The organism is Stenotrophomonas tumulicola (assembly GCF_014117215.1).
GTDB lineage: Bacteria > Pseudomonadota > Gammaproteobacteria > Xanthomonadales > Xanthomonadaceae > Stenotrophomonas > Stenotrophomonas tumulicola.
This window is the reverse complement of sequence record NZ_JACGXS010000014.1, coordinates 13286-37069: the sequence shown is the minus strand read 5'-3', so window position 1 is coordinate 37069 and position 23784 is coordinate 13286. Positions and strand designations below refer to the sequence as shown.

Sequence of the window (23784 nt, the reverse complement as noted above, 5' to 3'; positions counted from 1 at the left end):
GGAAGAGAAAGTGATGTCCGATTCTGCGCCTTTCCAGCCGCGAGCGCAGCGCGCATCCTGCAGCAACCCCCTTCTATTGCTGCGGAGTTCCCCCCATGCGTGCTGTTGCCTATACCCGCGCCGGTTTGCCCATTGACGATCCGAAGGCGCTGGTCGACATCGACCTGGACGTGCCTGCGCCTGGTCCGCGCGACCTGCGCGTGGCGGTGAAGGCGGTGGCGGTCAATCCGGTCGACGCCAAGGTGCGCCGCAGTGCCGCCACCGAAACGCCACGCGTGCTCGGCTTCGACGCGGTGGGCGTGGTTGATGCGGTCGGCAGCGAGGTGACCCTGTTCCAGGTCGGCGACGAGGTCTACTACGCCGGTGCCATCGACCGTGCCGGCAGCAATGCCGAATACCAGTTGGTGGACGAACGCATCGTCGGCCGCAAGCCGACCAGCCTGGACGACGCCAGCGCCGCCGCGTTGCCGTTGACCGCCATCACGGCCTGGGAACTGCTGTTCGACCGCCTGCGCATCGCAGAAGGCGGTGGCGAGGGGCAGACCTTGCTGGTGATCGGCGCCGCAGGTGGCGTCGGTTCCATCCTGGTGCAGCTGGCGCGGCAGCTGACCCGGCTGACCGTGGTTGGCACCGCGTCACGGCCGGAGACCCAGGATTGGGTCCATGCCCTGGGCGCGCACCACGTCATCGACCACAGCCAGCCCCTCAGCGAAGGCCTGGGCCGGCTGGGCATCAAGCAGGTGCAGCACGTGGCCAGCCTGACCCATACCGACCAGCATTACGCGCAGATCATCGAGGTGCTGGCGCCGCAGGGCCAGCTGGGCCTGATCGATGATCCCGGCCAGCTGGACGTGATGGCGCTCAAGCGCAAGTGCCTCTCGCTGCATTGGGAGTTCATGTTCGCCCGTCCGCTGCACCAGACTGCGGACATGCAGCAGCAGCACGCGCTGCTGAACCGCGTGGCCGGGCTGATCGACGCCGGCGTGCTGCGCACCACGCTGGGTGAGAACCTGGGCCGCATCAATGCCGCCAACCTGCGCAAGGCGCATGCGCTGATCGAGAGCCAGAAGGCGAAAGGCAAGATCGTGCTGGAAGGCTGGTAAGCAAGGATCGGTAGCGCCGGGCCATGCCCGGCGGAAGCCGCCCGTTGCGGTCCGGAGAGCGCCGCCGGGCATGGCCCGGCGCTACCGGTTCCTGACAGGCGCAGCGCATGAGACTGGGGCCGCCTAAACTAGCGGCATGGAAACCCAGACCCTTGCCCTAGTCGCGGTGCTGCTGCTGGCCGTGATCCTCGTCCTGCTGGTGGTGGTGCTGCGCCGCTCCACTGCCGGCGTCGCTTCCTCCGAACTGGAAGCGCTGCAGGGCGTGCTGTCCGAAGAGCGTGAGCGCAGCCTGGCCTCGCAGGTCGATGCCGGCCAGCTGCGTGGGCGCCTGCAGGCATTGCAGGAAGACATCGACGGCGAACGCCGCCGCGGGCAGGAACGCGCGCAGGCGCTGGTTGCGGCGCAGGCCCGGATTGAACGCGACGCAGCCCTGGCCAGCGAACGGGATACCCGCCTGGTCGAACGCGAACAGGCGTTGCAGCAGGCGCAGGCGCAGCTGCGCGACGTGCAGCAGCAGTTGCAGGCCCAGCGTGAAAACTATCAGCAACTGCATGGCGAACACACCCGCGTGCAGGCCAACCTGCAGCATTCGCAGCAGGCCAGCGTGGAACTGCGTGCCTACCTGGACAGCGCCAAGGAAAAGCTCAGTGGTGCCTTCGCCGAACTGGCGGGCAAGGTATTCGAGGAACGTGGCCAGCAGTTCGAGAAGAACGTGCGCCAGGCCACCGGCCAGTCGCGGCTGGACATCGAGAACCTGCTCAAGCCCTTTACCGAACGCCTGCAGGAGTTCCGCGGCCGGGTGGACGTGCTGTATGCCGAAGAGGCGCGCGAGCGCGCCAGCCTGCTCGGTGCGGTGGGGGAATTGAAGACGCTGAACCAGGACATGGCCTCGCAGGCGGCGGCACTGACCAATGCGCTGAAGGGCAATGCGAAGGTGCGCGGCGACTGGGGCGAGCTGATGCTGGAAACCGTGCTGCGCAGTTCCGGCCTGGAAGAGGGGGTGCACTACAAGCGCCAGCAGCATGTGGTGGATGACGACGGAGAGCGCCTGCGCCCGGACGTGGTGGTGAACTTCCCGGACCAGCGCAGCATCGTGGTCGACAGCAAGGTCAACCTGGTGGCCTGGCAGGAAGCGATGAATGCCGTTAACCCCGAGCTCGGCAGCGATGCACTGTTGCGCCATGCCACCGCGCTGCGCGCGCATGTGCGCGATCTCGGTGTGCGCAACTACCCCAAGGCGATGGGCTATGAGGAGACGCTGGACGTCACCATCGCCTTCGTCCCGATAGAAGGGGCGCTGTCGGCGGCGCTGTCTACCGATCCCTCGCTGCAGACCTATGCCTTCGACAACAAGGTGGTATTCGCATCGCCGAATACCTTGATGGCCCTGTTGCGCGTGGCCGAGCGCCTGTGGACACGCGACAAGGTGCAGAAGCAGGCGCTGCAGATCAGCGATGCCGGTGGCCTGGTGCTGGACGCGCTGATGGCCTTCCTGGCGGACTTCAACAATGTCGGCAAGAAGCTGGAAGACGCTACCACCGCGTTCTCCAATGCGCGCAACCGGCTGCAGGATTCGCGCAACTCCGCCATCAGCCGGGCCCGACGACTGGCCGAGCTGGGCAGCAAGGCCAGGAAAGCCTTGCCGCCTGAACTGCAACCGGATGCCGTCCAGCAACTGGTGGGGCCTGACGAAGAGTAGACGTGCTGCTTCGGTATCCTCGGCATCCACCCGGACAATCGCGGATACCGACAATGCGTGTTCCCCTGCTGGCCAGCCTGCTGCTGGCATTCTCCCTCGCCGGTTGTGCTGGCGGCACCCGGCCGGATGCCACGGCGGCGGCGGCCACGCCATCGGCTACGACGGATGCGGCGGCCTGCACTGCACAGGGGGGCGAGCTGCGTCCGCTGGGCCGCCTGCAACGCGTGCAGTGCGTGGTGCCCTACGCAGATGCAGGCAAGGCCTGCACGGCCAAGGCCGATTGCAGCGGCCAATGCCTGGCCACGGGTGAAGTCGCCGCCGGTTCGCCGGCCTCTGGTGTCTGCCAGCGCGATGCCAGCGAGAACTTCGGCTGCCGCCAGCGCATCGATGGCGGCCTTGCGCAGGGCACCATCTGCGTCGATTGACCGCGCGCTGCTGCTGCGGCGCCGCGCCAGTATCCTGTGTACATCCACTTTCCCCATTGGAGCCCATCGTGACCCAACCGATCCAGGACATTGCCCTCACCACCATCGACAACCAGCCCTCGTCGCTGGCCGACCATCGCGGCAAGGTGCTGCTGCTGGTCAATGTCGCCTCCAAGTGCGGGCTGACCCCGCAGTACGAAGGCCTGCAGAAGCTGTATCTGGAGAAGAATGCCCATGGGCTGGAAGTGCTGGGTTTCCCGGCCAACAACTTCCTTGGCCAGGAACCGGGCAGCGAGGCGGATATCCAGCAGTTCTGCCAGCTTACCTACGATGTCAGCTTCCCGATGTTCGCCAAGATCAGCGTGGCCGGCGATGACGTGCATCCGCTGTACCAGCAGCTGATCGCCGCGCAGCCGCAGGCCATCGGCGAAGGCCCGATGCGCGAGCGCCTGGCCGCCAAGGACCTTGCGCAGCCGGCACCAGGCATCCTGTGGAACTTCGAAAAGTTCCTGGTCGGCCGCGACGGCCAGGTCGTCGCACGCTTTGCCCCGGATGTCACCGCCGATGATCCGCGCCTGCGCGAAGCCATCGACGCGGCGCTGGCCGCCTGACCCAGGGGCTCCCTGCATCCGACACAATGCGGGGATCCAGGGAGATCGGTAGCGCCGAGCCATGCTCGGCGGCTGTTTGCAGACGTGCCCGGCCGTGTCCGCCGAGCGTGGCCCGGCGCTACCGGAAAGCAAAAAAAACCCGCCGAAGCGGGTTTTTTCATCGAGGCCGCGGGATCAGTTGCCCCAGTCCGGCATCGGCATGGCGTCCACCGGGATCGGCGAATCCAGGTCGTCATTGCCGCGCGCATGCTTGCCACGCAGATCGTTCTCGATCTGGTAAGTGCGGCGCTGCAGCCAGGCATCGCGCACCAGCGCGTACTCATCCACTGCACTGGAACGGATGTCATCGGCTGCCAGCAGCTGCGAACGCGCGTCCACCAGCTGCAGGCCCTGCAGTCCGATGCGCACCTTGTCTTCCTCGACCTGGCGTATCGGCGACAGCGGAATATCGCCGGCCAGCCCGAACACATCGCGCACCGTGCGTGGGCCGAAGAACGGCAGCTCCACGTAACGCGAACGGCGCCAGCCCCACGCACCCAGCGTCTGGCCGAAGTCTTCCTTGCGGTTGGCGACCATCGCCTTGCTGGCCGGATCAAACAGGCCACCAATGCCCAGCGTGCTGTTCATCAGGAAGCGACCCAGCGTGTCCCAGGCATCATCCGGACGGCCCTGCAGCAGCTGGTTGACCACGGTCACCGGCGAACGGAGGTTGCTGAAGAAATTGCTGACCCCGGTACGGGCGAAGCGCGGCACCACGTTGGTGTAGGCAGTCGCCAGCGGACGGGCCACGGCGTTGTCCACCACCACGTTGAAACGGTGCACGCGACGATTCATCTTTTCCCACGGATCGTAGGAGGCGGACGAACCACCACTGACACCATCGGTGCCATAAAGCGCGGCGAAATCGTCCTCGGTGGCGTCCGGCACGCCATCAGCATCGGAATCGGTGGAATCGACGGCTGGATCGGCCGTGGCCGGCGCGGTGCCGGAGACCTCCGATGCCGCCGGGACGTCGGGGGCGGCCGCATCCGATGCGGGTACCGTGGTGGACGCTACCGGACCGGCATCGCGTGCCGGCTTGGCGGCACAGGCGCTGAGCACGGCGGCCAGCAGGAAGAGGGGGAATATGCGTACGACGTTCATGTCAGCTCGCGGCAGAAGGTGCATTGAAATCAAGGTCTGCAGACAGCCGGTAGGCCGCCTCCAGTTCGGTCAGGCCGGCAGGCGAGCCGGTAATGGCCAGCGTGCGCCCCTGCAACCGCACGCGCGCGGCAAGTTCGGCCAGCAAGGCCACGCCGGCACTGTCCACCTGCGGCACGTCGGCCAGGTCCAGTACCTGTACGCTGTTGGCCATTGCCTGCAGCTGCGGCCACAGTGCGATCACCGCGCCGCGGTCCAGCGTGCCGGACAGGCGCAGCGTGCCCTGGTCCAGCCGGGCCTGGGCGCTGGTGTTACTTGCCATTGCCCGGTGTTCCGGCCTGCAGGGAGCCGCTGCGCAGCTCGGTAGCCACCTGCTTGATGCCCTTCTGGCGCAAGGGGGCATCGAACTGGTTGCGGAAGGTCTGCACGTAGGAGATACCTTCGATGTTCACGTCGAAGATCTTCCACTGCCCCCCGTTGTTGCGCATCAGGTATTCCACGGGGGTCGGCTGGTCGCCTGCGCGCACCAGTTCGGTGGCCACGCGCACGCCGCGGTTGCCCGGCAGCGGGCTTTCACCCTTCAGGCGGAAGGTGGGCTTGCCCTGGATGTTCAGCAGCGCCGAACCGTAGCGCTGCATCAGGTTGTCGGCCATGGCATCGGCGAACAGCTTGATGTCGGCATCGGAGGCACCGCGGGAATGCTGGCCCAGCACCAGGCGCGCGGCATAGTCGCGATCGAAGGTGCGGTTGAGCTCGCTGTTGATGAAATCACGCAGCACGGTCGGGTTCTGGCTGAACTCGGCCTTGCGCTGCTGCAGCGTGCTCATGATGCGGGTGCTGGCATCGATCACCGTCTTGCCGGCCTGGCCCTGCTGGGCGCTGGCGGCGGCAGGTGCGGACTGTGCCGAAGCCAGCAGCGGGGTGGCGGCAAGCAGGCTGGAGGCCAGCAGGAGCGGAAGGAATTTCATCTTCATGGTTGCGGTTCCGTTGCAGGCGCCGCGGCGCCGTCGTGGGGTTCATTGGATTCGGCTGCGTCGCCACCGGCGCCACCACCGAACATGTACTTGCCGACCAGTTGGATCAGGTCAACGGCAGGCTGGGTGAACACGATTTCATCACCGGCCTTCAGCACGTCCGGATCGCCGCCCGGTTGCAGGCTGATGTAGCTTTCGCCGAGCAGGCCGCTGGTCAGGATGCCCGCGGAGGTGTCGGCCGGCAGGTCCTTGAACTTGCCTTCCATGCGCAGGGTCACGATGGAATCGAACTTGACCGGGTCCAGGTCGATGGCGGCCACCTGGCCGACGGTGACACCGCCGATCTTCACCGGAGCCTGCTTGCGCAGCTGGCCGATCTGGGAAAAGCGTGCCTTCAACTCGTAGCCGTCGCCGCCCAGGCCCCAGCGTTGGTTGGTCGAGGCGACGGCCAGCACCAGCAGCGAGGCCAGCGCCAGCAGCAGGAAAGCGCCGACGGAGAATTCCAGTCTGGGACCGCGGATGGCCATGTTCATCTCACCATTTTTGACAGGTGCCCCGGATGGTTCCGAAGCGGGGTTTTCAGGTCGCTTCCGCGCTGCAAAGCGCAGGAAGCAGTAAATCACGCAGTTACTGGAACATCATTGCCGACAGTACGAAATTGAACATCAACACCAGCAGCGAGGCATTGACCACCGCGCGGGTGGTGGCAACCGACGTACCTTCGATGGTCGGCTCGGCATGGAAACCCACGTAGGACGCGACCAGCGCGGCGGTACCGCCGAAGATCGCCGACTTCAGCATCGCCACGCCGAAGTCGTCCCAGAAATCCACGCTGTTGCGCAGCGCGGACCAGAACACCCCGTTGTCCAGGCCCAGCACGTGCACCGCCTCGAAATAACTGGCGCTGATGGCCAGCGAGCAGAACACGCCGGTCAGCAGCGGCACGGTCAGCACGGCGGCCCAGAAGCGGGGGGCAACGGCCTTGGCGACCGGGTCGATGGCCATCAGTTCCAGTGCCTTGATCTGGTCGGTGGCGCGCATCAGGCCCAGCTCGGCGGCAATGGAGCTGCCAGCGCGACCGATGAACAGCAGCGCGGTCAGCACAGGCGCCAGCTCGCGGTACAGCGACAGGCCGAGCAGGGTGGACAACGCATCGGCGGCACCGAAGGTGGTCAGCGTGCGATAGCCCTGCAGGGTCAGCACCAGGCCGACGAAGGCACCGCCGACGGCGATGATCGGCAAGGAACGCGCACCGATCTTGTAGATTTCGCGGGTCAGTTCGGCCAGGAAATCAGCGGTGGGCAGCGAGCCGCGCAGCACTGTCAGCGAGAACAGCCCGGCACGGCCCAGTGAGCGGGTCGCTTCAATGAACGGCATCAGGCAACCCTCGCACGCGGTTCGGCGTCGAACGGAATCGGACCATCCGGCTGTCCATGCAGGAACTGGCGCAGCAGCGGGTCCTGGCTGGATTCCAGCGCGGCGGGGCTGCCCTGGAACACCACCCCGCCATTGGCGATGGCGATGACCTGGTCGCAGATCGGCAGGGTCTCGTGCACATGATGGCTGACGATGATGCTGGTCAGGCCCAGGCTGTGGTTGAGGCGCTGGATCAGGCTCATGATCACCCCGGAGGCGATCGGGTCCAGCCCGGTCAGCGGCTCATCGTAGATCATCAGGGGCGGATCCAGCGCCAGCGCGCGCGCCAGCGCCACGCGCCGGGCCATGCCGCCGGAAAGCTCGCGTGGCCAGGCATCGCCGGCGGCCAGCAGGCCCACCGCGTGCAGCTTCATCTGCACCAGGCGTTTGCGGACGGCAGCGGGCAGCCTGGTATGCGTGCGCAGCGGCAGGGCGACGTTCTCCGCCACCGTCAGGTCGGTAAGCAGGCCATTGCCCTGCAACAGCACGCCCACGCCCTTGCGCATTTCCAGCAGGTCGCGGTTGCCGGTGGGGATCGGCTTGCCGAACAGCGTCACCTGGCCCTGTACAGGGCGCAGCTCGCCGGTCAGTGCCGCCAGCAGGGTCGATTTGCCGCTTCCCGAAGGACCCAGCACGGCGGTGATGCTGCCTTGGGGAACCTGCAGCGATACGTCGCGCAGGATGGTCCGCCCGCCGCGATCAATGCGGACGTTGGACAACTGCACCAAAGGGGTCGCTGAAGCCTGCATGGGCACCATTAACGATTTTCCGACATTGAAGAATCGGGACCTGCCGCTGAACATAAGCGTACTGACCCGTCCACTATTGTCGCATGGGCCGGCCCCGCCTGCCCGCGGGCCCGGCGGGACAATGCACTGCGGCCGCGGGATGACGGCGCGCAAGGCCGCGTCCATGGCGGTTGCGTCACCGCCGGACGCTGTGCCGGACGTCGGGCATTCATTTCCCGCATTGCTGCGGCACACTGTGCGGGATGAATGACCCGGCCGGCGACTTCCGCCTCTACCATTCCAATTCACTGGACCTGCTGGCCACGCTGCTGGCACGGCATGTGCGCGTACCGATGGCCGGGCAACCGTTGTTGGCCCCGGAGACCGTGCTGATACCGCAGGTGGCCATGCGGCGCTGGTTGCAGTCCACGCTGGCTGCCGAATACGGGGTGGCGGCGAACCTCGAGTTCCTGACCCCGGGCGAATTCGTGGCCCGGGCACTGAATGCGAACGTGCCCGGCGAGGACGACGATCTGGATGCAGCCGCGCTGCGTTGGCGCTTGTATGCCGCCCTGGGCGATGCGCAGTTGATGGCGCAGGCGCCAATGCGCGCGCTGCAGTCCTATCTTTCCGGCAGCGATCCGATCAAGCCATGGGCATTGGCCGGCGAACTGGCCAGCGTGTTCGAGAAGTACCAGGCCTGGCGCCGCGACTGGCTGCTGCGCTGGGAGGCGGGTGCCGATCCGCAGGATCCCCAGGCCATCCTATGGCGGGCCCTCGTGCAGGGCCGGAGCTATCGCGCACGCCGCATCCAGGCCTACCTGGACCGGTTCGAAGGGGCTGGCAAGCCGCTCCCGCACGGCTTGCCGTCGCGGCTGTCGGCGTTCGCCACCCTGAACATCTCCCCGGACGTGCTGCGGGTCATGGCCACCCAGGCGCGCGTGGGAGAGCTGCATTTCTACCTGCCCACGCCGGTGCAGTCGTACTGGGGCGACCTGCAGACCCTGGCCGAGCGCCTGCGCAGTGGCGCGCCGGATCCGTTCGGTGAAGCTGCCGGGGAAAACCGCCTGCTGGAAGCCTGGGGTGCCGCCGGGCGCGATTTCATGGCCGTGCTCGGCAGCTATGAAGTGGTGCATCCGGCCGGCGAAATCGCCGCCTATGTCGATCCCGAAGAGGGCGCGGGGCCGACCCTGGATGACGGGGGGTTGTCGGACAGCCTGCTGCATCGCCTGCAGCGCGATCTTTTCCATCGCCGTGGCACGCCATCGGGCACGCTGCTCCCCACGTTGCGGCTGGATGACCCCAGCCTGCAGGTGCACGCCTGCCATACCCGCCTGCGCGAACTGCAGGTACTGCACGACCAACTGCGCAGCCTGCTGCAGGACCCGCGCTTCGATCCGCCGCTGCAGGCCCGCGATATCGCGGTGCTGGCGCCGGACATCGATCCCTACGTGCCCTACCTGGAAGCGGTGTTCGGCGGCCGCAGTGGCGGCGATGACCATATTCCGTACGCCCTGGCCGACACCAGCCCGCTGGCGGGCGAACCGTTGGCCGACGTGTTCGTCCATCTGCTGGGCCTGCCGATATCACGCTTCGGCCTGAACGAAGTGCTGGACCTGCTGGCCAGCGCACCGCTGGCCGAAGCGGCCGGACTGGACGCAGCCGCCTTTGATCGCCTGCACGACTGGTTGCAGGCAGCAGGCGTGCGCTGGGGGCTGAACGCCGATCACCGGCGACAGCACCTGGCACCGGCCGACGACGCCTTTACCTGGCAGTTCGCGCTGGACCGGCTGCTGCTGGGCCATGCCAGCGGCAGCGATGCCGACATCGCCGGGGTGGCCCCGTGGCCAGAGCTGGAAGGCAGTGCGCTGGATGCGCTGGACCGGTTGCTGCGCCTGTTGCGGGTGCTGGCGGTATACCAGCAACGGCTGGGCGAAACGCTTGCACCGGCGCAGTGGCGGCAGCGCCTGCTGGGCCTGCTGGATGCCCTGTTGCCGACGCCGCCGACCTCGCCCAACAGCCAGCGTGCGCTGGAACGTCTGCGCCGCCTGGTCAACCAGTTCGCCGAGGATGCCGAAAAAGCAGGCTTCGACGGCGGCGTGCCGGCGGACGTGGTCCGTTCGCACTTCGCCACCGCGCTGGCCGAGGCCGATACACGTGCGCCCCTGCTCACCGGCGGCATCAGCTTCGGCCGCATGGTGCCGATGCGCTTGCTGCCGTTCCGCGTGATCTGCGTGCTGGGCCTGAACGATGGCGACTTCCCGCGCCGCGATCCTGCCGCCGGCCTCAACCAGCTCACCGCTGAACTGGACTCACCGCGCCGCCGCCATGGCGACCGCTCGCTGCGCGAAGACGATCGTTTCCTGTTCCTGCAGCTGTTTGCCGCCGCGCAGGATGCGTTCTACCTGAGTTACCTCGGCGCGGACCCGCGCGATGGCAGTACGCGCGAGCCGTCGGTGCTGGTCAGCGAACTCATCGATGCCGCCCTGCAGTACCACGCCGATCCGCATGCAGCGGCCAGGCAGTTCGTCGTCCGGCATGCGCTGCAGCCCTTCTCGCCAGCCGCCTTCGGCGGCGGCGATCCACGGCGCTTCAGTTACCGGCGGCAATGGCACCCGGCCGCCGCCAGCAGCGGCGGTGCCCGTGGCCAGCTTCCCGCGTGGATCCACGGTGCGCTGCCCGTGCCGCCGACCGTGGAGGCCGCCGACAGCCTGTCACTGGATGAGCTGCGGCGCTTCCTGGTCGATCCTGCCGGACAGTTCCTCGCGCTTTCACTCGGCCTGCGCCTGCCGGGTGAGATGGAGGAAACCGATGACGTGGAGCCACTGGTGCTATCCGAACGCAGTCCGGAAGCACGCAGCGTGCAGCTGGCGGTGGTGCAGGCCACGCTGGCCGATGATGACGCGCCGCTGTACCCGCGGCTGCGTGCACGCGCGCTGCTGCCATCCGGCGCGCTGGGCGAACGCGGCTTCGAAGCGCTGCAGGCGCACGCCCGGCCGTACGCCATGGCGCTACGCGAGTGGCTGGATGATGTGCCGCTGCAGAGCCGGCGCTATGAGGTGGTCATCGACGGCGTGCGCCTGCACGGACGCGTGGGCGACCGGCATCCGACGGGGCTGGTGCGCCTGCGCAGCGGCAGCCTCAACGGCAACGCAGCGATCCGCCACGGCCTGGACTGGCTGCTGGCCAACGCCGCCGGCGACCCCTTGCCGCTGGTGCAGTTCCACGACGAAGGCGAACGGGGCGTGGGGCCGCACGTGCTGCCGGCATTGCCCGCCGCGCAGGCCATCGACGCGCTGCGCGCGCTGCTGCAACTGCGCGCGCGGGGCCTGCGTGAACCGCTGCGCTTCGGTCCGTACACGGGTTGGACGCTCTACACCGCCAGTGCGGAAAAGCAGTTCAGCGAAGGTGCCAAGCGCTGGCATGGTTCTGACCGCAGCTGGGGCGAGGCGCATGGCGAAGCCATCCAGCTTGCGCTGCGTGGCCATGATCCCTTTACCGACGAGGCCAGCTTCGCCGATCTGCTGCATACCAGCCGCGTGGTGTTCGGCGCGGTGCGCGAGGGGCGGGGGCTACCGCACGATCCGGTCGAGGGCAGGGCATGAACGACCACCGGATCCAGATGGCCGATCCCTACCTGACGCTGCCGCTGCATGGCGTGCGCCTGATCGAAGCCAGCGCCGGCACCGGCAAGACCTTCACCCTGGCCACGTTGTTCACCCGCCTGGTGGTGGAACAGGGCCTGCGCATCGGCCAGGTCCTGGCAGTGACCTTCACCGACGCCGCCACCCAGGAGCTGCGCAAGCGCATCCGCGAGCGCCTGGCCCTGGCCGCGCAGCTGGTGGATCGCGCCCCCTGCGATGACGACACGCCCGACGTCATCCTGACCCGCTGGGTGCTGCAGCGGCACCTCGGGACCGGCATCGAGAGCGCCAGCGCGCTGCAGCGTCGCCTGCAGGTGGCGGCCGATGAGATCGACCTCGCCTCGATTTTCACCATCCACGGTTTCTGCAGCCGTGTGCTGCGCGAACATGCGCTGGAGAGCGGCCATACCTTCGATGCGCCGGAGCTGCTGGCCAGTGACCGCGCCCTGCTGGAAGAACTGGCCGCCGACCTGTGGCGCGTTCATGCCAGCGATGCAACGGCGATCGATGCGCTGGCCCGGCTGTGGAAATCGCCGGAAAACCTCGCGGGGGATCTTTCCACGCTGTTGAAACCATTGCCGTTGCTGCCGCCCGTTGCGGCCGTCGGGCCGGATCCCACGGCGCAGCTGCAGGCAGCAACCGAAGCACTGGCGCAGGGCATCCGCGACCACGGCGATGCATTCTTCGAGGCGCTGTGTGTCGCGGTGGATGAGAAGTGGCTCAATGGCGCGTCCTACAAGCTGGGCTGGCTGCAGCCGCTGTGCACGCAACTGCGTGACTGGGCACTGCACGATGCCCCGGCCACGGTGCTGGACAGCGAACGGCTGCCTGCGCTGCTTCCCGACGTGCTGGTTGCCAGGACCAACAAGGCGCATGCCGGGCGCACGCCGGCTTCGCCGTTGCAGGCGCTGTTGCAGGATTACCTGCAGGCGCGGCAGGCGCGTGCCGACTGGCTGCGCACGCAGGCCATCAACTTCCTGCACGCGCTGCGCGGGCAGGCGCGGCAGCGGTTGGATGCGCTCAAACGCGCGCGCCGGGTGCAGACCTACGACGACCTGATCGACGGGGTGGCCGATGCCGTGTCCGGCCCGCACGGGGGGGCGCTGGTACGGCAGCTGCGTGCGCAGTACCGCATCGCCCTGGTGGACGAATTCCAGGATACCGATGACCGCCAATGGGGCATCTTCCACCGCGTGTTCGGCGACAGCCAGGAAACGCGCGAGGCCGGGCTGGAGCCGGCGCTTTTCCTGATCGGCGATCCCAAGCAGGCGATCTACGGCTTCCGTGGCGGTGACATCCACACCTACTTGGAGGCCAAGCGCGAAGCCGACGTGGCGCCGGCGCTGGACCGCAATTTCCGCTCGCGTCCCGCCGTGCTGCGTGCCCTGCAGGCCCTGTACGGGAATGCAGGTCCCACGGCTTTCCTCGACGACGACATCCAGTTCGAGCCGGTGGCCGCTGGCAACGTGCGCCGCGATGACGATTTCCTGCGCGATGGCACGCCGGCGCCGGGCCTGACCGTGCGCGTGCTGCGCAACGAGGCCGGACGCCCCTTCAATGCCGACCCGTCGCGGGAGCTGGCCTGCGCGGCGTGCGTGGCCGATATCCACCAGGTGCTGCTGGATGCCCGTGCGGGGCGCGCGCAGCTGCGTGGCCGCGCTGTGCAGCCCGGTGATATCGCGGTGCTGGTGCGTTCGCATCGTGAAGCCACGCTGGTACAGCGGGGATTGGCCGCCGTGGGCATCCCGGCGGTGGCCGCCGGCAAGCAGAGCCTGTTTGCCACCTCCGAAGCGCAGGACCTGCGTGCGTTGCTGCTGGCCCTGCTGCAACCGGCCGATGAAGGGCGCCTGCGCGCCGCGCTGGCCACCGTGCTGCTGGGCCAGGACGCGGCAGCGATCGCCGGCATGGAGCGCGACGGCGACGTGCAGCGTGGCTACCAGGCGCAACTGCTGCAGTGGCGCGAACGCTGGAACCGTGGCGGGCCATTCGCCGTCATCGCCGATGCCTGTGCCGGCGAGGCCGAGCGGCTGCTGGCGCTGGTCGACGGCGAACGGCGGTTGACCAATTACCTGCAGCTGGGGGAGCTGCTGCAGGAGGCTTCCGCGCAGGCGCTGGGCATGCACGGCCTGCTGGACTGGCTGCAGGGACAGATGGTCCACGCCGACCAGGACGACGAACAGCAGCTGCTGCGGCTGGAGTCGGACGCACGCCGCGTGCAGATCATCACCCTGCACAAGAGCAAGGGGCTGGAATACCCGCTGGTCTACCTGCCGTTCGTCGGTGTCGACGGTGGCGCGCCGAACACCGCCAGCCACTGCACGGTGCACGCCAACGCACGCCGTGAGCTGCACTGGAAACTGGACAAGGATGCCGCCTGGGACGCTGCCACTGCGCTGCGCGACCAGGAGCAGCGCGCCGAGGATGCGCGACTGCTGTACGTCGGGCTGACCCGCGCCGAGCACGCCCTCTGGATCGCGGCAGGCGACATGGCCGGGCTGGCCAGGACACGGCTGGCGCCGATGCTGGGCGACCTGCAGGCGCTGGCCGCGCACGCGGACATCGCCATCGATGACGCGGCGCCGGCGCCGCGGCCGCCGCAGCTGGCGATCGAGATCGAGGGGGCGCTGCCGCCGGTCCGGGCGATCGAACGGCGCGTGCCGCATGACTGGTGGGTCTACAGTTTTACCCAGTTGGCCAATGCCGATGCCGGCAACGACATCGATGCGGCGGCGACGGAAGTGCCGGCCCCGGCGGCCGACGAACCGGCGGGCGCGGAGCTGCCGCTGGAACCGGCACTGCCAGCCGGTGCCGAGCCGGACAGCATGCCGGTGGATCCGCGTTTCATGGGCAGCCGCTTCGGCAACGTGCTGCACGATGCCTTGGAGAACACCGATTTCGCCGCCTGGGGTGGCTGGCAGGAAGGCCAGCAGGCACCGCCAGGCCAGGCGCAGGTGCTGCGCAAGGCGCTGCGCGACGAGGGTTACGCCGATGCGGACCTGGACGATGGCGTGGCGGTGTTGGTGCCGCTGGTCGGCCACACGCTGACGGTCGCGTTGCCGGAAGGCGGCGCGCTGCACAGCCTGCCGCCGGGCGAGCGTCGCGCGGAAATCGAATTCCACTTCGCCATGCAGCCGACCGCGGTGCCGGCGTTGCTGCGGTTGCTGCACCGCTTCGACATCGTGCCGGCGCGGCGCGGCTTCGGCCTGCGCCGCCAGCTGGAAGGCCTGATGACCGGCAAGATCGACCTGACCTACGTGCGCGATGGACGCTGGTATGTGCTGGACTACAAATCCAACCGCCTGCCCGGCTACGCGCCGGACCTGTTGCGCACGGCGATGCACCACAGCGAATACGACCTGCAGGCGTTGATCTACACGGTGGCCCTGCACCGGTGGCTGCGCTTCCGCCTGGGCAGCCGGTACGACTACGCGCGTGACATGGGCGGCATCCGCTACCTGTTCTGTCGCGGGCTGGGGATCGAAGGCGAGGGCCTGTATGCCGCGCGCTTCGATGGGGAACTGGTGGATGCGCTGGATACCCTCTTTGCCGGCGGTGAAACGGCACAGGCCGCGCTGGTCGCCCGCGTGCTGGGAGGCCAGCCATGACCCTGTTGTCCGAGCTGAGGAACACCGGCCAACTGCGCACGCTGGACCATGCACTGGCGATCAGCCTGGGACGGCTGCGGCCGGAGACCGCGCCGTCGGTGCTGGTGGCGGCGGCGCTTGCATCACTGGCGGTGTCGCAGGGCCACGCCGGGTTTGATCCGGCGCAGCCGCAGCGGCTGGTGGAGGGCGGGTTTGATTGGCCCAGCCCAACGCAGTGGCTGGAGCAACTGCGTGAATCAGAGTGGGTCGCGCTGCCGGAGCAGCCTGGCGTTGCCAGCGCCGATGCCCCCCTGGTGCTGGAAAACGGGCTGCTGTACCTGCGCCGTTACCGCGAATATGAGCGCCAGCTGGCGGAAGGCCTGCAGCGGATCGGCCGGTTCGCCTTGCCGTCGATGGCGCTGGAGTCGCTTGCGTCGCTGTTCGCGCAGTTGTTCCCCGACGCCGCAGGCGGCGTTGACCACCAGGCGCGTGCGGCGGCGGTGACGTTGCGCCATCCCCTCTCGCTGGTGACCGGTGGCCCGGGTACCGGCAAGACCACGACCATCGCGCGCCTGCTGCTGTTGCTGGTGGCCCAGGCCATGCAGGCGGGCCGGCCGGCGCCACGTGTTGCCTTGGCCGCACCCACCGGCCGCGCCGCCGAACGCATGGCCGAAAGCCTGCGCCTGGCCACGCAGCGCCTGCAGGCCGACGGGGTCGATCCTGCATTGTGCGAGGCGTTGCCTGGCAGTGGCACGACCCTGCACCGGTTGCTGGGCGTGATCCCGGACTCGCCGCGCTTCCGCCACCATGCCGACAACCCGTTGCCGTTCGATGTCGTGGTGGTCGACGAGGCATCAATGATCGACCTGCCGATGATGGCCAAGCTGGTGGAGGCGACGGCCAGTGGAACGCGCCTGATCCTGCTCGGTGACCCGGACCAGCTGCCCTCCGTGGAGGCCGGCGACGTGCTCAGCGCGATCCTGCGCGCCAGCGGCGATGGTGAAGGCACGCGCAGCGACGATGCGCGCGCGCTGCAGTCGTTGCTTGCCCCGGCGACGCTGCGCCCGGATGCGCCGCCCACCGCTTTCGCCGGCCGTCGCGTGCAGCTGCAGCGCGGCTACCGGCAAGGCCAGGCGCTGGACCTGGCACCACTGGCAACGGCGGTCCGCAATGGGGACGGCGCTGCCGCCATGGCCCTGCTGCGGCAGGGCGAGCTGGCCGGTGTCAGTTTCCACGAAGGGTTGCTGGATCCGCTGCAGGAACAGCGGGAGCACCTGCTGGCACGATGGCGCGCCCTGGGTGACGCTGCCGATCCTGCCCAGGCACTGGCGCAGGCCGGGCGGCTGCGGATATTGACTGCATTGCGCGAAGGAGCGCAGGGTGCGCGCGGCCTCAACAGCCGCATCGAAGCCCTGCTGGCCGGTGCCAATCCCGGTTACTTCCATGGCCGGCTGCTGCTGGTCACCGAAAACAGCTACCGCCACCGGCTGTTCAACGGAGACATCGGCATCTGCCTGCGTGATGGAAGCGGAGCAACCGCAGCCTGGTTCCCGGGCGATGTGCCGACGCAGCCGCGGGCGTTCCATCCCGCCGCGCTGCCCGCCCATGAGAGTGCGTTCGCGATGACCGTGCACAGGGCGCAGGGTTCGGAGTTCGACGAAGTCTGGTTGCAGCTCCCGCGGCACGACACGCGCGTGTTGTCGCGGGAACTGGTCTACACCGGGCTGACCCGCGCACGGCAGCGGCTGCACGTGGCCGGCAGTGCCGAGGTCCTGGGGCTGGCATTGCAGCGCCACGCCAGCCGATTGTCCGGGCTGGCCTGGCGGCTGGGCGCACAGCCGGTGCAGGGGGAACTGCCTTTCACCCCTTCCAGCGGCTGATTGCCCCGCTCCATCGACAGCAGGTAGTGACGGGCCATGCCCGTCACCCGCATGCCGATGGCACTCCAGAAGCAGCGGGTCATGGACCCGCTCTACCGGGCGCCTTACTCCAGCACCAGCACCGTGCCGTCCGGGTACACGATGGCCGCTTCGTCGCTGCTGGCATCGAAGAAGCCCAGGCCATGCTGGTGCGCCAGCACCTGGAACATTTCATGGGCACGTTCGGCCACCGCATCGTCGAACGAGCCGTAGATGACGTGCTGGGCAATGCTGTAGTCGGTCACTTCCGCGCGGTCGTCCTCGTCGTCGGACAGCGGGCCGTCCATCGGCGGGAAGTGCTCGGCGATGTCGGCGAACCAGGCCTGCAGGGCGGGCGTGCTGACCTTCGGGTCATCGTGGTCGTGATCCTCGTTCCAATCCGTCTGTTTTTCATACCAGGCAATGAAAGCGGCAGCATCGCGCGGTGCCACGCCGGGATCGAAAACCATCATGTCGTAGCTCATTGGAGCGGTCCTGTTGAAGGTGCGCAGCAAGCGCGGACGCGCAGGGTAGCGCGTCGGTGCTTTCGGCGGGATGACTGGCCGGGCAACGGGCCGATCAACGCTACCACCCGGGTTCGATGTCCGCGTCCGGGAACAGGGCGAAGCGCAGGCCGACCAGCCCCATCAGGGCTTCATCGCGTGCCTTGCAGGCCGCCACCCCGCCTACCCGTGCCAGTGAAGCATCCAGGCGCTCACGCAGTGCGTCTTCACCGGGCAACGGGTGGCGTGCGGCCACCTGCCGGCGGTAATGCGCCGATACGTCGGCCAGGATGCGCTCCACCGCCTCGCGGCTGCGCTCCGGCAGTCCCAGCCGGGCGCGCCGCAACTGCAGGATGTTCAGGCCCACGCGCGCTTCGGTCAGCATGTCGACCGAAGCGATATCGCTGCCTTCCGGCGTTGCCGCCAACCGTGGCGCCAGCAGCCCGAGCAGGTCCAGCATGCGCGCGGCGAAGCGCTCGCGGTCCTGCTGGCCGCGGCCTTCTGCGGCTTCGGCCAGCGTGTTCCAGCCCTGCCGTACCAGCCGTCGCGCGGTCCATTCGGCACCCACCGAGCGGAACAACCGGGTCATCACCACCGCGAATCCGATTCCGATGAACATCGCCACGGCTGAATTGACGAAGTTCTGGATGTTGGCGCTGTAGGTGTTCTGCACGCTCAGCAGCGCGACCAGGTTCACCGTCAATGGCAGCGCGAACAACATCGTCTTCGGGTTGTGCAGCAGTACACCCAATGGCAGGAACACCACCGCCAGCAGCAGCACCAGCAGGCCGAAGTCATGCACCGCCGGGAAGATGCCGAACAGGTAGATGCCGGCGACGAAGCTGGCCACCACCGCCCAGAACAGGAAGGACATCATGCTGGGCGCGGGATCGTCCTGCGCGGCGAAGAACGCCGCGGCCACGGCCGCCATCATCGCGCCGTTGCCACCCCCTTCCCAGCCCAGGCCGATCCACAGCACGCAATAGCTCATCAACGCGATTCCCGCGCTCAGCGCGGAGAACAGCGCCATGCCGTAGTCCACATGGCGGGCTTCGGCGACGGCACGCGCGGTGATGCGGTAGTGCGCCGTGTCCAGGGGAGCGGTGCCCTGTTCAATGGCGTGGTGCAGGGTGCGGCAGTCCTGCCACAGGTCCACCAGCTCTTCCAGGCGCAGCAACAGGGTGGCCAGCTGCAGGCGCTGCAGGTCCTCGTCCATCCGGGGCTTGAGCGCGCTGATGCGGGAGCGGAGCTGGCTGTACGCATTGGCGTCGGGCAGGGCGTCGGGTGCTTCCAGCCAGTGGCGGATGTCGTCCACCAGCGGCTGCAGGCCTGCCGGCAGGCCATCGTCGTGGCTGCGCAGTGCACCCAGTCGATCGGCGATCGAGGACAGTACCGGCAGCAACAGCAGCATGCGTTCGCGCAGGCGCTCCATCGACACGGCCGAGCCGGCGTGGCGCGGGTCGTCGCGACGCAGGAATTCGATCAGCGCGTCGAACTGCACCAGATCGGCCGCAAGCCGGTTTCGCGGCGCCACCGCGCGGCCACCGTCCAGGATCTGCCGGCACCACTGTGCGGCATCGCCCATCCAGTTGCCGATGCGGCCGGTCAGCATCGGTCGCACCGACGCCGGGAACACCAGCGCGGCGAACAGCACTGCCACCACCGTTCCGAGGATGATCTCTTCGCTGCGCGCCACCACGGTGTCGAAGATCACCTCCGGCGAGGTCACCGCAGGGAAGCCGATGAAGGCCGTGGTGTAACCGGCGAGCAGGAACGCATAACCGCGTGGGCCCCGGTTGAGCAGCGCGAGGAACAGGCAGCCGGAGAGCCACAGCGACATCGCGGCGCTGAGCAGCAGCGGGGTTCCGACCAGGTGCGGCAGCATCACCAGCGTCGCCGCGCCCGCCAGCAGCGTGCCCACTATGCGATACACGCCCTTGGCCCGCGTTGGCCCGAGCAGCGGTTGGCTGACGATGTATACCGTGGCCATGGCCCAGTATGGCCGCGACAGGTTGCCCGCCAGTCCGATGTACAGCGCGGTGATCGAGGCCAGGTAGGTCTTGATCGAAAACATCCAGCCTTGGCGGTCCAGCAGCACGCGCATCGGAACCTACCTCGCTGCCGTGGGGGCAGCGCGGGGGGCTTCGGCATCCCAGCCACCACCCAGCGCCAGGAACAGATGGATCTGGTCGCGGGACACCTGTGCCTGTGCCTCGGCCAGGGTGGCATCGGCACTGGCCAGGCTGCGGTCGGCGTCCAGGCTGGACAGGTAGGGCGTGCGCCCGCCCTGGTACAGGCGGCGGTTCTGCTCGGCAGCCAGCGCGGCCTGCTGCTGCGCCACCTGCAACGACTGCAGCCGGCGCAGGTCCTGCGCATAACGGTCCAGTGCCGTCTGGGTTTCGCGCAGCGCCTGCAGCACGGTGTGGTCGAACTCGGCCAGCGCCGCATCGGCGCCGGCCTCGGTGGCACTGATGCGCGCCCGCGTGCCTGACGAAGGCAGCGTCCAGGAAATCAGCGGGCCGAACGACCACTGCCGGGTCAGCGGTTCACCGAAGTCGGCCAGCAGGCCGGCCGCGCCGATCGACGCGCCGAAGTGGATATCCGGATACAGTTCGGCGGTGGCCACGCCGATCCGCGCGGTGGCGGCGGCGAGCTTGCGCTCGGACTGGCGGATATCCGGGCGCCGGGCCAGCAGTGCACGCCCATCGCCGATCGGCAGCGGCTGGGCCAGCACTGGCGCGTGCGCGCAGTCGACCACGCCGGCTGGCAGCTGGCCCGGCGTCTGTCCCAGCAGCGCTGCCAGTGAGTACGCAGCCGCCTGTCGCTTGGCCTGCAAAGGCGGCAATGCCGCTTCCAGGATTGCCACCTGCGCGTTGGCGCGTGCCAGTTCCGGTGCGGTGCCACGGCCGGCGGCGATCAAACGCTGGGTCACTTCACGCCCCCGCTGCTGCAGTTGCAGTGAATGCGTGGCCACGTGCAGCTCATGGTTGGCGTGGCATATTTCCAGATAGTTGTCGGCGACCTCGGCCACCACGGTGATGCGCGCCAGGTCGCGCGCGGCAGCGACGGACTGCTCGTCCGCGCGCGCCGCTTCGGCGCCACGCCTGAGCTTGCCGAACAGATCGAACTGGTAACTCACCGCGAACTTGCCGTCGGCCAGGTTGATCGGCGGCAGCTCGTGTTCCAGCAGGAACGATTCCGCCGACAGCTGGGCGCGGCTGACGCCGGCGTCGGCCTCGTACTCGAAGCCACCGGCGTCCATGGCCTGTTCATACATCGCGGCGGCGCGTCGCAGGTGTGCGTCTGCGGCCTTCAGTTCCACGTTGTCGCGCAGCGCCTGCTCCACCAGTCCATCCAACGTCGGATCCCGGTACAGCGACCACCAGCGCGCGGGCAGTCCAGTGTCCGCAGCCAGCGCGCTGCTGCCGGTGTCGAGGAACGCGGCGTTGGCTTCGGGTCGCTTGAAGGCCGAGCTGTCGGGCAGTGCATAGTCCGGGCCGACCGTGCGGCACGCGGCCAGGCTGGCCAGGGCGATCACCAGGCCGAGCCGGGGCAGCCGGGTGGCAGGGCGCAGGGCGTTCACAGTCCCGCCCGTGCCGGCGTGGTGCCGGCCTGTTCCTGCGCATGTCCGGCCACGTCCACCGTCACCGTGGCGGTGCGCCCGGAAATCAGCTGCACGCCCGGAGGGATTTCGTCGATGGCGATGCGCACCGGGATGCGCTGTGCCAGCCGTACCCAGTCGAAGGCCGGGGTCACGTTCGGCAGCAGGCTGCTGCCATCGGTGCGGTAGCGGTCCTCGATGCCGGCGGCGATGCTTTCCACATGGCCCTGCAGTGCCACGTCCTCGCCCATCAGGCGGATGTCCACGCGTTGGCCGGGCGCCACGCCACGCAGGCGGGTTTCCTCGAAGTAGCCGTCCACGCGGAACGAGGCGGTGTCCAGCAGCGCCAGTACCGCCTTGCCAGCGACCACGTAGTCGCCCACGCGCACGGTGCGATCGTTGATCTGGCCATCGGCCGGCGCACGCACTTCGGTACGCGCCAGGTTGAGTGCGGCAAGGTCCACCGCCGCCTGCGCGGTCGCCACCGTGGCCTGCGCGGCCTGCAGCCGGGCACGGCGCACCTCGGCATCCTCGGCGGCGACCAGGTCCTGCAGGCTGCGGTCGCGGCTGATCTCGCGGCGCAGCTGGGCCACCGTCGCCTGGCGCTCGGCCAGCGCGGCCTGCGCCTGTTCCAGCGCGATGCGGTAGCGCGCCCGGTCGACGACGAACAGCAGTGCGCCTTTCTTCACTGCCTGGTTGTCAGTGACTTCCACCGCTTCCACCAGGCCGGATACATCCGGCGCGACCTGCACCACGTCGGCGCCGACATGCGCATCGCGCGTCCACGGCTCGTCCATGTAATAGACCCACAGCTGGCGCAATACCAGCAGCGCGACGATCACCGCCAGCACGGTCAACACGGGCGGAAGGGCTTTCTTGACCAGTTTGTTCACGATTGCATCCAACGCAGGAGGTGGAACAACAGGCCGAGCACGATTCCGTACAGGGCCAGGTTGAAGAGGGCCGGATGCCACACCAGCCGATAGGCGCCGGTGCGTTGCAGCAGCACGCGCACGCCGGTGTTGACCACGTAGGCCAGCAGCATCAGCCCGAGCAGGGTCGGGATGAACACACCATGGAGACTGAATTCACCGGGCATTGGCAGGTATCTGGTTTCAGGGCGGGGGAGGGCGGAACCGGGAACGACATCAACGGGCGAAGGCCGCTGGCGTCTGCACGACAGCGGCAATGCCCACGGGGCAATGCACTTACGTAATACGGTCGGCGGCGCTCGCCAGCAGCTGCCACACCTTCAACACGGCGCGCAGTTCGTCCAGCGAAAGTTCGCCGAAGACGTCCTGGCGCAGGCCGATCAAACGCTGTTCCAGCTCACTGACCAGGGCCTGGCCCTCATCGGTCAGCCACAACAGGTTGGCGCGGCGGTCGCTGGCGTCGCATTCGCGGCGTACCAGCCCGCTGGCGGACAACTTGTCCAGCAGGCGTACCAGCGACGGGCCTTCCATGCCCAGCTGCTGGGCCAGCGTGACCTGGCGGATGCCGCCACCGGCGCGGCCGATCATCAGCAGCGGCATGGTGCAGGCGGTGGAGATGCCGTAGCTGCCCAGCGTGGTATCGGCCAGGCGCTGCCATTGCCGTCCTGCATAGAGCAGGCCGGAGCTGAGCTGCATCTGCAGCCGGGTACGTTCGTCGAGGGAGTCATTCATGGCAGATAGATAGGATACTACTAATTTGTCTCCTATCAATACCCCCTGCCCGATGGCACCGGGCCACGCGCGGCCGGTGCCTGGACCGCGCCATGAACACCACGGACCCGGCAGGGGGACGATCCCCCCTCCGGTCGGCTACCATGCTCGGCCCACCCGGGATGCAGCACGCAATGAGCAAGCACGACAAGAATTCCAATGCGCCGCAGGGCGATGTCACCCAGACGCAGGCCGAAGAGGCCGTGCGCACGCTGCTGCGCTGGGCCGGCGAAGACCCCGCCCGCGAAGGCCTGCTGGATACCCCGCGCCGCGTGGCCGAGGCTTATGGCGACTGGTTCAGCGGCTACCGCGATGACCCGCGCGCCTACATGGAGCGCACCTTCGAAGAGGTTGCCGGCTACGACGAACTGATCGTGCTGCGCGACATCGAGTATGAAAGCCACTGTGAGCACCACATGGCGCCGATCATCGGCCGCGTCCACGTCGGCTACCTGCCGGCTGGCAAGGTGGTGGGCATCAGCAAGCTGGCCCGCGTGGTGGAAGCCTATGCGCGCCGCTTCCAGGTGCAGGAAAAGATGACCGCGCAGATTGCCCAGTGCATCCAGGACGTGCTGCAGCCGATTGGCGTCGGCGTGGTGGTGGAAGGTGCGCATGAGTGCATGACCACCCGTGGCATCCACAAGCGCGGTGTCAGCATGGTCACCTCGAAGATGCTCGGCAGCTTCCGCGAAGATGCCCGCACCCGCGCCGAGTTCCTGCGCTTCATCGAAGTCGGCGGCAAGCGCTGATCGCCT

The 23784-nt window shown here is 68.2% G+C and carries 20 protein-coding genes; 8 read left to right on the top strand and 12 right to left on the bottom strand.

Going from position 1 to position 23784, the window contains the following annotated elements:
- Window positions 1-95: 95 nt before the first annotated feature.
- From H4O11_RS17775 to H4O11_RS17760, 4 genes are all read left to right on the top strand, one after another.
- Complete coding sequence (locus H4O11_RS17775) at window positions 96-1103, top strand: zinc-binding alcohol dehydrogenase family protein (protein ID WP_182341752.1); 1008 nt, start codon at window positions 96-98, stop codon at window positions 1101-1103.
- Window positions 1104-1239: 136 nt separating this feature from the next.
- A complete protein-coding gene (locus tag H4O11_RS17770; RefSeq protein ID WP_182341750.1) occupies window positions 1240-2802 on the top strand; it encodes a DNA recombination protein RmuC in 1563 nt (520 codons plus the stop codon).
- A gap of 53 nt (window positions 2803-2855) precedes the next feature.
- Window positions 2856-3227: a hypothetical protein gene (locus H4O11_RS17765; RefSeq protein WP_182341747.1), complete on the top strand. Its 372-nt coding sequence runs from the start codon at window positions 2856-2858 to the stop codon at window positions 3225-3227.
- Window positions 3228-3295: 68 nt separating this feature from the next.
- Window positions 3296-3838: a glutathione peroxidase gene (locus tag H4O11_RS17760; RefSeq protein WP_182341744.1), complete on the top strand. Its 543-nt coding sequence runs from the start codon at window positions 3296-3298 to the stop codon at window positions 3836-3838.
- Window positions 3839-4012: 174 nt separating this feature from the next.
- Here the strand turns inward: H4O11_RS17760 and H4O11_RS17755 are convergent, their stop codons facing one another.
- From H4O11_RS17755 to H4O11_RS17730, 6 genes are all read right to left on the bottom strand, one after another.
- The gene (locus H4O11_RS17755) at window positions 4013-4981 is read right to left on the bottom strand and encodes an MlaA family lipoprotein (protein ID WP_182341742.1); all 969 of its coding nucleotides are present in this window, start codon (window positions 4979-4981) and stop codon (window positions 4013-4015) included.
- A 1-nt stretch (window position 4982) separates the two neighbouring features.
- A complete protein-coding gene (locus tag H4O11_RS17750) occupies window positions 4983-5300 on the bottom strand; it encodes an STAS domain-containing protein (protein ID WP_182341739.1) in 318 nt (105 codons plus the stop codon).
- Window positions 5290-5952, bottom strand: coding sequence for an MlaC/ttg2D family ABC transporter substrate-binding protein (locus tag H4O11_RS17745; RefSeq protein ID WP_182341736.1), 663 nt, complete (start codon window positions 5950-5952; stop codon window positions 5290-5292). The genes H4O11_RS17750 and H4O11_RS17745 overlap by 11 nt, the downstream gene beginning before the upstream one ends.
- Complete coding sequence (mlaD, locus tag H4O11_RS17740; protein WP_182341733.1) at window positions 5949-6479, bottom strand: outer membrane lipid asymmetry maintenance protein MlaD; 531 nt, start codon at window positions 6477-6479, stop codon at window positions 5949-5951. The genes H4O11_RS17745 and mlaD overlap by 4 nt, the downstream gene beginning before the upstream one ends.
- Window positions 6480-6579: 100 nt before the next feature.
- Window positions 6580-7329, bottom strand: coding sequence for an MlaE family lipid ABC transporter permease subunit (locus H4O11_RS17735; RefSeq protein ID WP_182341730.1), 750 nt, complete (start codon window positions 7327-7329; stop codon window positions 6580-6582).
- Window positions 7329-8117, bottom strand: coding sequence for an ABC transporter ATP-binding protein (locus H4O11_RS17730; RefSeq protein ID WP_182341727.1), 789 nt, complete (start codon window positions 8115-8117; stop codon window positions 7329-7331). Before H4O11_RS17730 ends, H4O11_RS17735 begins: the two co-directional genes overlap by 1 nt.
- A gap of 242 nt (window positions 8118-8359) precedes the next feature.
- On the opposite strand from H4O11_RS17730, the gene recC reads away from it, so the two are divergent.
- From recC to recD, 3 genes are read left to right on the top strand one after another with little or no spacing between them, the layout of a single operon-like run.
- Window positions 8360-11701 (top strand): exodeoxyribonuclease V subunit gamma, encoded by a 3342-nt coding sequence (gene recC, locus H4O11_RS17725; RefSeq protein WP_182341711.1) that lies wholly within the window; start codon window positions 8360-8362, stop codon window positions 11699-11701.
- On the top strand, window positions 11698-15345 hold the full coding sequence (locus H4O11_RS17720) for a UvrD-helicase domain-containing protein (protein WP_182341708.1): 3648 nt from the start codon (window positions 11698-11700) through the stop codon (window positions 15343-15345). The genes recC and H4O11_RS17720 overlap by 4 nt, the downstream gene beginning before the upstream one ends.
- On the top strand, window positions 15342-17204 hold the full coding sequence (gene recD / locus H4O11_RS17715) for an exodeoxyribonuclease V subunit alpha (protein ID WP_182341705.1): 1863 nt from the start codon (window positions 15342-15344) through the stop codon (window positions 17202-17204). Before H4O11_RS17720 ends, recD begins: the two co-directional genes overlap by 4 nt.
- A 104-nt stretch (window positions 17205-17308) precedes the next feature.
- Here recD and H4O11_RS17710 read toward each other — a convergent pair whose 3' ends face one another.
- The 6 genes from H4O11_RS17710 to H4O11_RS17685 form a co-directional block, all read right to left on the bottom strand.
- Complete coding sequence (locus H4O11_RS17710; RefSeq protein WP_182341702.1) at window positions 17309-17707, bottom strand: hypothetical protein; 399 nt, start codon at window positions 17705-17707, stop codon at window positions 17309-17311.
- Window positions 17708-17807: 100 nt separating this feature from the next.
- A complete protein-coding gene (locus tag H4O11_RS17705) occupies window positions 17808-19829 on the bottom strand; it encodes an FUSC family protein (RefSeq protein WP_182341699.1) in 2022 nt (673 codons plus the stop codon).
- Between the two features lie 6 nt (window positions 19830-19835).
- Window positions 19836-21299: an efflux transporter outer membrane subunit gene (locus H4O11_RS17700; protein ID WP_246333600.1), complete on the bottom strand. Its 1464-nt coding sequence runs from the start codon at window positions 21297-21299 to the stop codon at window positions 19836-19838.
- A gap of 5 nt (window positions 21300-21304) precedes the next feature.
- Window positions 21305-22219, bottom strand: a complete 915-nt coding sequence (locus H4O11_RS17695) for an efflux RND transporter periplasmic adaptor subunit (protein ID WP_182341696.1) — start codon at window positions 22217-22219, stop codon at window positions 21305-21307.
- A complete protein-coding gene (locus H4O11_RS17690; RefSeq protein WP_182341693.1) occupies window positions 22216-22425 on the bottom strand; it encodes a DUF1656 domain-containing protein in 210 nt (69 codons plus the stop codon). The genes H4O11_RS17695 and H4O11_RS17690 overlap by 4 nt, the downstream gene beginning before the upstream one ends.
- Window positions 22426-22534: 109 nt before the next feature.
- Window positions 22535-22990 (bottom strand): MarR family winged helix-turn-helix transcriptional regulator, encoded by a 456-nt coding sequence (locus tag H4O11_RS17685; RefSeq protein ID WP_182341690.1) that lies wholly within the window; start codon window positions 22988-22990, stop codon window positions 22535-22537.
- A gap of 173 nt (window positions 22991-23163) precedes the next feature.
- Here H4O11_RS17685 and folE point away from each other — a divergent pair, with 173 nt between their 5' ends.
- On the top strand, window positions 23164-23778 hold the full coding sequence (gene folE, locus H4O11_RS17680; RefSeq protein ID WP_182341687.1) for a GTP cyclohydrolase I FolE: 615 nt from the start codon (window positions 23164-23166) through the stop codon (window positions 23776-23778).
- Window positions 23779-23784 lie beyond the last annotated feature (6 nt).